Below are 10,923 nucleotides of genomic sequence, written 5' to 3' on the forward strand. Positions count from 1 at the left end.
GATTCGAGTGAAGTCGTCACAGTTCACACTTTGGCGCTGATGGCAACGGCGGTCCAGCCGCTTCGGCCACTCTGTCGCGGCGCGATCAGGCCGGTCAAACGCACGCGCACAAAGCTCTGGCAAAGGCTGGCTTGCCTCACTATCTTACAATCCAGAGGTATAGCCCATGGCAAGAATACCTGCAGGCCCGCCGCTCGATGGATTGCGGCGGCAGATCGCCCGGCATCGCCGGGACAATCCGACACGAGGCGATGGCCTTTTCGTGCGGGAAACCTTTCGGCTCGATCGCAGTGCTGCCCGCGCGAAGGCCCGGGAATGGTTCGACACCTGGCCGAAGGCCGCCTACTGGACCGAAGTGGAAAGCTGGCGACAGCTCGACGGCGACGAGATCGAGTTCACGATGCGCCGCCTGCCGAGCGCGGATTGACCCGTCGCCCTGCCGCTTTTTCAAAGCTAACCGGTCAAGTCGGTACACGCGGGAGTAACTTGCGCACCAAGGCGAAGCAACGCTCAAACGCGATCTCGATCCTGAAAATGGATCAGAATTTTTCCGAGAAGAATCAATAGATTAATGATCGCGGTCAGTCCAAGTATCACGGTCCCCAGGGCAAGCGCCAGGAATGTATTGACGACGCATTGCCGATCCCCTGGGGCGCAAGCGCGATCGTCAAGATAATAGAACCATGAGAACAGGATGAGGGCGAGAAGTGGGACGATTATCGCAACGCGACGTCTAAGTTCTGACTTCACCTTCTTCCCCGCGCAATGACCATATTGGGGCGCCTCCGGTCGAGGCCGCCCTTAAGGGTGGCCGTCCTCATCCATGAGCCTTGGGCCAGCGCCCTCCATCGACAGCACGTCGTGCGGATTGCGCAGCGGACATTCACGCAAGGACAGGCAGCCGCAGCCGATACAGCCTGTTAGGTGGTCACGCAAAGCCATGAGGTTGGCGATGCGCTCGTTCAGCTGTTCGCGCCAAGTTTCGGACAATCTGCCCCAATCCTCGACCGTCAGCGGACGATCGTCCGGCAGCACCGACAAAGCGTCCTGGATTTCCGACAATGGTATGCCGGTGCGCTGCGCCACCTTGATGACGGCGACGCGCCTGAGCACGCCGCGCGGATAGCGGCGCTGGTTGCCGCGGGTGCGGTTGCTGCGGATGAGGCCCTTGGCCTCGTAGAAATGCAGGGTGGAGACGGCGACGCCGCTGCGCTCCGCCACTTCGCCCACGGTCAGTTCACGGCGCAATTCGCTTTGCTTCACAATCGTCATGACGGCTATTGACCTCAACTAATATTGAGGTTTTATAGCATTGGCTCCATGACTGAGACAACAGGAGCTTGATCCCCATGACTGAGAAAATGACCCTTGCCGTGATCTATGGCAGCGCGCGCCAGGGTCGCTTCTGCGACACGGTCGCCAACTGGCTGATCCGGGAACTTTCGGCTTCCGATACGTTCACGCTGACGATCATCGATCCGGCCAGGCTCAGGACGTCCCGGGGCCTTGGCGCCGCGGTCAATCCCGGCGAATGGCTGGAGCGCAAGATCGCCGAGGCCGATGCCTTCATCGTCGTCACCCCCGAATACAATCACGGCTACCCGGCGGCGCTGAAGGAGCTGATCGACTCGGTCTACGAGCCCTGGCATGCAAAGCCGGTCGCCTTCGTCTCCTATGGTGGCGCCTCGGGCGGCATCCGCGCAGTCGAGCAATTGCGCCAGGTGTTTGGAGAGTTGCATGCGGTGACGCTGCGCGACGGGGTGACCTTCCCGAAGGCGTGGTCGAAGTTCGACGCCGCCGGCAATCTCTACAAGCCGGAGGAGCTGCGCGCGCCGCTGTTTTTGATGATGGATCGCCTGACCTGGTGGTCGCGGGTGTTGAAGCAGGCGCGCAAGAGCAAACCTTACAACGAAGTCGCGGCTTGATGCGTCGCGTGTGAAAGGCGGCGGGATCTCAGAGGCTCGGACCGCCGCCATGGAGACGGCTATGGAATCGGTATCAGAGCGGCGAAACCTGCCGGATCGCTTCGCCGGCGATCATCGCGGCGGAGATGGCGATGTTCAGCGAGCGTTGGCCGTCGGCCATTGGGATGAGAATGCGGCCGTCGGCGCGCTCGTGCACGTGGTCGGGCACGCCGGCGCTTTCCCGCCCGAAAAGCAGGATGTCGTCCTGGCGGAAATCGTAGCGGGTATAGGGCAGGGCAGCCTTGGTGGAGGCGAGCACCAGGCGGCGGCCACTCGCAGCGCGCCACTCCTCGAAGCGCTCCCAGTTGACGTGACGGGTCAGCGCCACCGATGCGATATAGTCCATGCCGGCGCGCTTCAGGTTGCGGTCGGAAAGGTCGAAGCCGGCGGGCTCGATCACGTCGACGCCAAGCCCGAGACAGGCCGCCATACGCAGGATCGTGCCGGTGTTGCCGGGAATATCGGGCTGGTAGAGGGCGATGCGCAGATTGCTCATGGGGTCGTGGCTGCTCCGGGAGATAGGGGCGGAACGAATATCGATGGCGGCTCCTATCGCACCGAACGCATAAGCGATCCACCCTCGATCGTACGGCATGGCCGTCAATTTCAGGTCGCTCATTTTGCCCGCGCTAATCTGTGCCGAAACGGCAACAGCGGTCGGAGCGATGAAAAATTGGGCAAAAAAGTGCCTGCGACAATCTGGCATGCGAGCGCGAATAAGGGTAGAGATCGGACCTCTTCAACGCGAACCGACGGAGGCAAACATGAATGTATCGATGTTGACACGCCTTCCTGGAGTAGTGGGCCACCGTTTGGCCTGACCGGTTCCGCGACCTATCTTTTAACCGAGATCGACGCGCTTCCGGGACTCCGGAAGACGAAGCCCTTTGTGGGCTGCATTTCCGGACTGCCTTTTTCATCATAAGAATGCGGGGCGAAATCCCGCTTTCCTTCAAAATACTCTGAAGGAGCAATGTTATGTTTGGCTGGTTTGAATCCCGCCTCAATCCTTACCCTGCGGAGGAACCGACGGTTCCGCCGAAGACCTTGTTCGGCTTCTGCTGGCACTATTCCAAGCCGGCGGCACCCTGGCTCGTCATCATGTCCGTCTGCACGGCGCTGATCGCCATTGGCGAGGTGGCGCTGTTCCAGTTCCTCGGCAACATGGTGGATTGGCTGTCGAGCGCCGACCGCGAGAGCTTTCTCGCCGCCGAAGGCGGACGGCTGTTCTGGATGGGTGCGCTCGTCCTCATCGGCCTGCCGGGCCTGGTGGCGATCGATTCCTTGATCATGCATCAGGTGCTGCTCGGCAACTATCCGATGATCGCCCGCTGGCAGATGCACCGCTACCTGCTGCGCCAGAGCATGACCTTCTTTGCCAACGAGTTCGCCGGACGCGTGGCAACGAAAGTCATGCAGACGTCACTGGCCGTGCGCGAAACCGTGATGAAGATCCTCGACGTCTTCGTCTATGTCGTCAGCTACTTCGTCACCATGCTCGCCGTCGTCGCTACCGCCGACTGGCGGCTGGTGATCCCGCTCGGCATCTGGCTGGCGATCTACATCTGCATCGTGAGCTACTTTGTGCCGCGGCTGCAGAAGATCTCCAAGGAGCAGGCGGACGCGCGCTCGATGATGACCGGCCGGATCGTCGACAGCTACACCAATATCGGTACGGTCAAGCTGTTCTCGCATGCCGGCCGCGAGGAAGGCTATGCCCGTGACGGCATGGACGGCTTCCTCGACACCGTGCATCGCCAGATGCGCAAGGTGACGCTGTTTCATGTGCTGGTCTATGCCAACAACAGCATCGCGCTCTTTGCGATCGCCGCGCTTGGCATCCATCTCTGGCTGACGAGTGCGATCTCCGTCGGCGCGATCGCGATCGCCGTCGGCCTTGCGATGCGCATCAACGGCATGTCGCAGTGGATCATGTGGGAAGTCTCGGCGCTGTTCGAGAATATCGGCACGGTCTATGACGGCATCGGCATGATGACCAAGGCGCACGACATCGTCGACGAGCCGGACGCCAAGGCGCTGACAGCGGACAAGGGGGCAATCGCCTTCGACAACATCCGCTTCCACTACGGCAAGGCCAAGGGCGTCATCGATCACCTCTCGCTCGACATCAAGCCGGGTGAGAAGATCGGCCTTGTCGGTCGCTCGGGCGCCGGCAAGACGACGCTGATGAACCTGCTGTTGCGCTTCTACGACCTGGAGGATGGCGCGATCCGGATCGACGGCAAGGATATCGCCACCGTCACGCAGGACAGTCTGCGCTCGCAAATCGGCGTCGTGACGCAGGACACCTCGCTGCTGCACCGGTCCATTCGCGACAACATCGCCTATGGCCATCCGGAAGCGGACGACGAGGCGATCATCGCTGCGGCCAAGAAGGCGAATGCCTGGGACTTCGTTCAGGGGCTTGAGGACAACCAGGGCCGCAAGGGCCTGGATGCCCAGGTCGGTGAACGCGGCGTCAAGCTCTCCGGCGGCCAGCGTCAGCGCATCGCGATCGCGCGCGTGTTCCTGAAGGACGCGCCGATCCTGATCCTCGACGAGGCGACCTCGGCGCTCGATTCCGAAGTCGAGCAGGCGATCCAGGAGAATCTGTTCGCTCTGATGGCAGGCAAGACGGTGATCGCGATCGCCCACCGGCTGTCGACGCTGACGGAGATGGACCGGCTGGTAATCCTCGAGGCGGGCCGCATCGTCGAGACCGGCTCGCATGCCGAGCTCGTGGCCCATGGCGGTCTCTACGCCGATCTCTGGTCTCGCCAGTCGGGCGGCTTCATCGCCGACGATGTCGAGAAGGAAGAGGCAGCGGAGTAAGCAACCCGAGGCCCGCCGTTCGAATGAGCGGCGGGCCTCTTTCGTTAGACGTTACGCATTTGTAATCTGCAATTGTGTCGAAACCGATTGCTGTTGTCGCCGAACCGCCTATATCGGAACCATGCTCAGCGCCATCGTCAGCCTCTTCGAGAACTGGATCAAGCCCTTCGCTCCGCGCGAGCGCCTGCAGCCGCCGAAATCGCTCTGGGGTTTTGCCTGGTTCTATGCCAGCCAGGCCAAGGGACCGTTTATCGCAATGGCGGTGCTCGGCGGCCTCGTTGCCATGCTGGAGGCGGGGCTCTTCTATTTCGTCGGCCGGCTCGTCGATCTGCTCGACACCGTGAAGCCGGAAGCCGGCTGGAGCGGTCTGATTGCCGCTAATGGGCCGGAACTCCTGTTCATGCTCTTGACGGTCATGGTCTTCCGCTTCGTCGCGGTGTCGCTGGCGGCGCTCGTTGAAGAACAGGCGATCACGACAGGCTTTTTGAACCTGGTGCGCTGGCAATCCTATGTGCATGTCGCCCGGCAGTCGCTGACCTTCTTCCAGAACGACTTTTCCGGCCGCATCGTCACCAAGGTCTGGGCCGGGGCACAGGCAACGAGCGACCTGCTCGTCTCCCTGCTGCAGGTCGTCTGGTTCATCGTCATCTACACCGCGTCGACCATGGCGCTGGTGGCGCAGCTCGACTGGCGCCTGGCGGCGATGGTCGGGTTCTGGATCGTCGTCTTCCTGGTGCTGGCGCGCTTCTTCGTTCCGCGCATCCGCAAGCACGCCCGCGATACCGCCGAAATGGCGTCGATGCTGAACGGCCGCATGGTCGATGCCTATTCCAACATCCAGACCCTGAAGCTCTTCGGCCGCGACGAGGAGAACGACCGATACATCCGCGGCGGCTTCGACCGGTTCCAGCGCGCTGTCATCCCGTTCACGCGGCTGCTGACGGCGGTGCGTGCTTCGCTGGCGCTGCTTTCCGGCCTGATGATCACGGCGATCGCGGTCTATGCCATCCATCTCTGGCTCGCGGGCTCGATCAGCTCCGGCGCGGTCGCTTTCACGCTGGCGCTGGTGCTGCGGCTCAACATGCTGCTCGGCCGCATGATGACGCAGTTCAATTCGATCATGCGCAACATCGGCACGATCCAGAACTCGGCCGAACTGGTTTCGCAGTCGATCGGTCTCGTCGATCGGCCGGACGCGACGGAGCTTGCCGTGAGCAAGCCGGAAATCCGCTTCGAACACGTGCGCTTCCACTATGGCAAGGGCGAGCGCGTCATCGACGACTTTTCCCTCGTCGTCCGTCCGGGCGAGAAGGTGGGCATCGTCGGACGCTCCGGCGCCGGCAAATCGACCCTCGTCAATCTGCTGTTGCGCTTCTACGACCTTGAAAGCGGGCGCATCCTGATCGACGGACAGGATATCGCGACCGTAAGGCAGGAATCGCTGCGCGCCCAGGTCGGCATGGTCAGCCAGGATACCTCGCTGCTGCACCGCTCGATCCGCGACAACATCCTCTTCGGCCGCCCCGATGCGAACGAGGAGCAGCTGATCGCCGCGGCGCGGAAAGCCGAAACCTATGATTTCATCGCCGACCTTCAAGACCAGCGCGGCCACAAGGGGTTCGACGCCCATGTCGGCGAGCGCGGCGTCAAGCTTTCGGGCGGCCAGCGTCAGCGCATTGCGATCGCCCGGGTGATGCTGAAGGATGCGCCGATCCTCGTGCTCGACGAGGCGACCTCGGCGCTCGATTCCGAAGTCGAAGCGGCGATCCAGTCCAATCTCGATCGCCTGATGCAGGGCAAGACGGTGCTCGCGATCGCTCACCGGCTGTCGACGATCGCGGCACTCGACCGGCTGGTGGTGATGGACAAGGGACGGATCGTCGAACAGGGAACGCACGCCGAACTTGTTGCCCGCGGCGGGCTTTACGCCGGCCTCTGGTCACGCCAGTCCGGCGGATTTCTCGCCCGGGAAGAGGCGGCGGAGTAAGGCGCTCTTCGGACGCCTCCAGGCCCATCCGGCGGGTGCAAATTCCGCCTAACTGATGGCCGTCAAGTCCTTGTGCCAATTGGCCGCGCTTTTCCCCGCGACAATCTGCCCACATCCCCTTGTCAAGGCTGGACATAATTTGCGATCAAGCATAGAACGCGCCGGATTGACGGGGATTCTGCGTGCCGTGTGCGCGCCGATTCTTTTCGGATTCTGTGCCGATGTCGCATTTGCAACTGCAGGGCGACGGGGCGACAGCACTATGAATAGGGCGTGGTTCCTTGACCTGGATCAAACCGCAAGGGGCAGGAATTTCGCCGGGGGCGGATGCGGTTTCCGCAATATTGCGTGAGAGGATGGTTTAGCCGTGAGCGAACACGACACTTCAAGCGAGGCCTTGGGCGAGCCCACTCGCCGCGACTTCCTTTATCTGGCTACCGGTATGGCAGGCGTCGTTGGCGCTGGCGCCGTCGCCTGGCCGTTCATCGACCAGATGCGTCCGGATGCATCAACGCTCGCGCTCGCCTCGATCGAGGTTGACGTATCGAGCCTGCAGCCCGGTATGTCGCTGACCGCGAAATGGCGCGGCAAGCCGATCTTCATCCGCAACCGTACGGAGAAGGAAGTCGAGGAGGCAAAGGCCGTCCAGCTCGACGAGCTTAAGGACCAGGTTGCGCGCAACGCCAACCTTCCGGCCGATGCAACCGCGAGCGACCTCGATCGTTCCGCCGGCGAAGGCAAGGAAAACTGGATCGTCATGATCGGTTCCTGCACCCATCTGGGCTGCGTGCCGCTTGGCCAGGCCGGTGATTTCGGTGGCTGGTTCTGTCCCTGCCACGGTTCGCACTACGATACGGCCGGCCGCATCCGTAAGGGTCCGGCGCCGGAGAACCTTCACGTGCCGACCTTCTCGTTCGTATCCGACACAGTTATCAAGATCGGTTGAGGGGACTACTGATAATGAGTGCTGAACATTCAACCTACACGCCGACGACTGGCATTGAGAAATGGGTTGATTCCCGTCTGCCGTTGCCGCGTCTGATCCACGATAGCTTCATCAGCTATCCGGTTCCCCGGAACCTGAACTACGCCTACACCTTCGGTGCCATGCTCTCGGTCATGCTGATCGTCCAGATCCTGACCGGTATCGTGCTGGCCATGCATTATGCCGCCGACACCGCCGTTGCGTTCAACTCGGTCGAAAAGATCATGCGCGACGTCAACCACGGCTGGCTGCTGCGCTACATGCACGCCAACGGCGCGTCGTTCTTCTTCATCGCCGTCTACCTGCACATCGCCCGTGGTCTCTACTACGGCTCGTACAAGGCTCCGCGTGAAATCCTCTGGATCCTCGGCGTGGTCATCTACCTTCTGATGATGGCGACCGGCTTCATGGGCTACGTTCTGCCCTGGGGTCAGATGTCCTTCTGGGGCGCGACCGTTATCACCGGCTTCTTCACCGCCTTCCCGCTGGTGGGTGAGTGGATCCAGCAGTTCCTGCTCGGCGGCTTCGCCGTTGACCAGCCGACGCTGAACCGCTTCTTCTCGCTGCACTACCTGCTGCCCTTCATGATCGCCGGCGTCGTCGTCCTGCACATCTGGGCCCTGCACGTAACGGGTCAGACCAACCCGACCGGCGTTGAAGTCAAGTCCAAGACCGACACCGTTCCCTTCACGCCTTATGCGACGCTGAAGGATGCACTCGGCGTTTCCGTCTTCCTGATCATCTATGCCTGGTTCGTCTTCTACCAGCCGAACTTCCTCGGCCACCCGGACAACTACATTCCGGCTGACGCGCTGAAGACGCCTGCTCACATCGTTCCGGAGTGGTACTACCTGCCGTTCTACGCGATGCTGCGCGCCATCACCTTCAACATCGGCCCGATCGACTCCAAGCTCGGCGGCGTTCTGGTGATGTTCGGCTCGATCATCATCCTGTTCTTCCTGCCCTGGCTCGACACGTCCAAGGTCCGCTCGGCCGTCTACCGTCCGTGGTACAAGCTGTTCTTCTGGGTCTTCGTGGTCAACGCCATCCTGCTCGGCTGGCTCGGCTCGCGTCCGGCAGAAGGCCTGTACGTCGTGATGTCGCAGATCGGCACGCTGTACTACTTCGGCTTCTTCCTCGTCATCATGCCGGTCCTCGGCCTGATCGAAACGCCGAAGCGCATTCCGAACTCCATCACCGAAGCGGTGCTGGAAAAGCAGAATGCCAAGGCGCAGCCGGCCGCCGCGCGCGCCTGATCAGAACAGCGATTGATAAGGAACCCACAACAATGAAAAAGCTTGTTACAGGCATTCTGTCACTCGCTGTCGTCGCTGGTCTCGGTCTCGGTGCGGCTGTTGCCGAAGAGGCGAAGGGCGGCGAGGAGCATGGCGGCGGTACGCCCCACTATCCGATCCACAAGCCGGAACAGCAGGACTGGAGCTTTGCCGGTCCCTTCGGTCACTACGACAAGGGCCAGCTGCAGCGCGGCCTGAAGGTCTACACCGAAGTCTGTTCTGCCTGCCACTCGATGAACCTGGTTGCCTTCCGCACGCTGGAAGGCCTGGGCTACTCGGATGCACAGGTAAAGGCTTTCGCAGCGAACTACGAAGTCCAGGACGGCCCGAACGCCGACGGCGAGATGTACACCCGCAAGGCTGTCGCCTCCGACCACTTCCCGTCGCCTTACGCGAACAAGGAAGCGGCTGCCGCATCGAACAACGGTGCAGCTCCGCCGGACTTCTCGCTGATCGCCAAGGCACGCGGCATCGAGCGCGGCTTCCCGCAGTTCATCTTCGACATGTTCTGGCCCTACCAGGAAGGTGGCCCGGACTACATCCACGCGCTGCTGACCGGCTACCAGGATCCGCCGCAGGGCGTCGAAGTGGCTGAAGGCACGCACTACAACCCGTACTTCGCAAACGCTGCCGCGCTGGCGATGGCTCAGCCGATCTCCGCCGACCAGGTCACCTATGACGATGGCACGCCGCAGACGGTCGACCAGTACGCCAAGGACGTTTCGGCGTTCCTGATGTGGGCCGCCGAGCCGCACCTCGAAGAGCGCAAGCGCACCGGCTTCATGGTCATGGTGTTCCTGCTGATCTTCACCGGCCTGGTGTACCTCACCAAGAAGTCGGTCTACGCCAACAAGGAACATTGATCGGTTTCCGGCTTGAGCCGGTTCGATCAAGACCCAACGAAAAGGCCCCGGTTCGTCCGGGGCTTTTTGCGTTTCGGGGTCTCATGCAAGGCAGTGAGGAAGGCAACGCCCGGTTCGGCGAAGCCCTGAGTGTCCTGGCACATGATCGAGGCCAAGCGGCACATACTCAGCCGTGCATCCTCCGCCTTTGAACGCGGAAACGCCACGCGGCCTCTGGCGCCGGCACATGCGGTGCCTCGTCGTCCGGCCAGCAAGGCAAGTCTCAGCTCCTCTCGCGGCTTCTGCAATCGTCTTCCAGGCGGGGCATCGGGCGTGGCCTATCGAGACTGTCCGCCGCCAGCCGTCGATAGATGTCGCCTTCGCATGCAAACGATTGCATTGTGCAAACGTTTGCATATAGCCGAGTTCTCGCCTTCGTCTGACTGGAGTGACATCACCGGCTTGCAGCACCACCGCGAGCCCTTCGGCAGGTCGGGGTTGGCCGGCCCTTGTTTCCGAGTGCCTGCGCGCCTCGCGGGCGCGTTAATCACGTCTGCGTTCTAGGGTTGCACCATCCGGATGCGGCGTCGTATTCGGATTTGTCGTTTTCTGCTTAAGAGGTTGAAACCCAATGTATATTTCGCGCAAACGCCTGGCGGTCGCCGTCGCGATTGGCCTGGCCTTCGTTCCCGGCATCGCGCAGGCGGAAAGCTATTCGGCGCTCACCAAGCAGGGCTACACCACCGGAAAGCTCGCCAGAGGCAAATCCGGCGCCTGGGGCTGGGTTGTCGGCAATGGCGAGAGGACGTTCTTTTGCCGGCTCAACGTCGCCTCGGCCTACGTCAACAAGAAGGAGATGGTGAGCTTCACCGCAAGCGGCCGCATGCTCAAGATCGACCGTGCGACCTATGACGGCGCGCTCGGTGGACCGGACCCGAACAAGCCTTACCTGAAGGATCTGCAGGCGGGCCGGGTCAAGCCCGCCGATGTCGGCGGCTGCTCGCCGTTGCGCTGACTG

Annotated in this window: 10 protein-coding genes; 8 read left to right on the plus strand and 2 right to left on the minus strand. The window is 61.9% G+C overall.

Going from position 1 to position 10,923, the window contains the following annotated elements; genetic code table 11:
* Positions 1-166: 166 nt before the first annotated feature.
* Positions 167-427 carry a hypothetical protein gene (locus tag OKW20_RS13355; RefSeq protein WP_077961089.1) on the plus strand — a complete coding sequence of 87 codons (261 nt, stop codon included), beginning with the start codon at positions 167-169 and terminating at the stop codon, positions 425-427.
* A 374-nt stretch (positions 428-801) separates the two neighbouring features.
* On the opposite strand, the gene soxR is transcribed toward OKW20_RS13355, so the two are convergent.
* Positions 802-1,272, minus strand: a complete 471-nt coding sequence (gene soxR, locus OKW20_RS13360) for a redox-sensitive transcriptional activator SoxR (protein WP_043623833.1) — start codon at positions 1,270-1,272, stop codon at positions 802-804.
* Between the two features lie 77 nt (positions 1,273-1,349).
* Between soxR and OKW20_RS13365 the strand changes: the two genes are divergently transcribed.
* The gene (locus OKW20_RS13365) at positions 1,350-1,925 is read left to right on the plus strand and encodes an NADPH-dependent FMN reductase (protein WP_043623831.1); all 576 of its coding nucleotides are present in this window, start codon (positions 1,350-1,352) and stop codon (positions 1,923-1,925) included.
* A gap of 73 nt (positions 1,926-1,998) precedes the next feature.
* Here the strand turns inward: OKW20_RS13365 and OKW20_RS13370 are convergent, their stop codons facing one another.
* Entirely contained in the window at positions 1,999-2,460 is a 462-nt protein-coding gene (locus OKW20_RS13370) for a tRNA (cytidine(34)-2'-O)-methyltransferase (RefSeq protein WP_429114178.1), read from the minus strand.
* A gap of 482 nt (positions 2,461-2,942) precedes the next feature.
* On the opposite strand from OKW20_RS13370, the gene OKW20_RS13375 reads away from it, so the two are divergent.
* The 6 genes from OKW20_RS13375 to OKW20_RS13400 all read left to right on the plus strand — a co-directional run bounded on the left by OKW20_RS13375 (position 2,943) and on the right by OKW20_RS13400 (position 10,920).
* A complete protein-coding gene (locus OKW20_RS13375; RefSeq protein ID WP_429172858.1) occupies positions 2,943-4,796 on the plus strand; it encodes an ABC transporter ATP-binding protein in 1,854 nt (617 codons plus the stop codon).
* 121 nt (positions 4,797-4,917) lie between these two features.
* Positions 4,918-6,783: an ABC transporter ATP-binding protein gene (locus OKW20_RS13380; RefSeq protein ID WP_429172861.1), complete on the plus strand. Its 1,866-nt coding sequence runs from the start codon at positions 4,918-4,920 to the stop codon at positions 6,781-6,783.
* A gap of 367 nt (positions 6,784-7,150) precedes the next feature.
* The gene (gene petA, locus OKW20_RS13385) at positions 7,151-7,729 is read left to right on the plus strand and encodes a ubiquinol-cytochrome c reductase iron-sulfur subunit (RefSeq protein ID WP_192446244.1); all 579 of its coding nucleotides are present in this window, start codon (positions 7,151-7,153) and stop codon (positions 7,727-7,729) included.
* Positions 7,730-7,743: 14 nt separating this feature from the next.
* Positions 7,744-9,024, plus strand: coding sequence for a cytochrome b (locus tag OKW20_RS13390; protein WP_429114184.1), 1,281 nt, complete (start codon positions 7,744-7,746; stop codon positions 9,022-9,024).
* 32 nt (positions 9,025-9,056) lie between these two features.
* Entirely contained in the window at positions 9,057-9,926 is an 870-nt protein-coding gene (locus tag OKW20_RS13395) for a cytochrome c1 (protein ID WP_043626068.1), read from the plus strand.
* A gap of 610 nt (positions 9,927-10,536) precedes the next feature.
* On the plus strand, positions 10,537-10,920 hold the full coding sequence (locus OKW20_RS13400) for a hypothetical protein (protein WP_429172863.1): 384 nt from the start codon (positions 10,537-10,539) through the stop codon (positions 10,918-10,920).
* The last annotated feature ends 3 nt before the right edge of the window (positions 10,921-10,923 follow it).

Source organism: Ensifer sp. LBL (genome assembly GCF_050435225.1).
Classification (GTDB): domain Bacteria; phylum Pseudomonadota; class Alphaproteobacteria; order Rhizobiales; family Rhizobiaceae; genus Ensifer.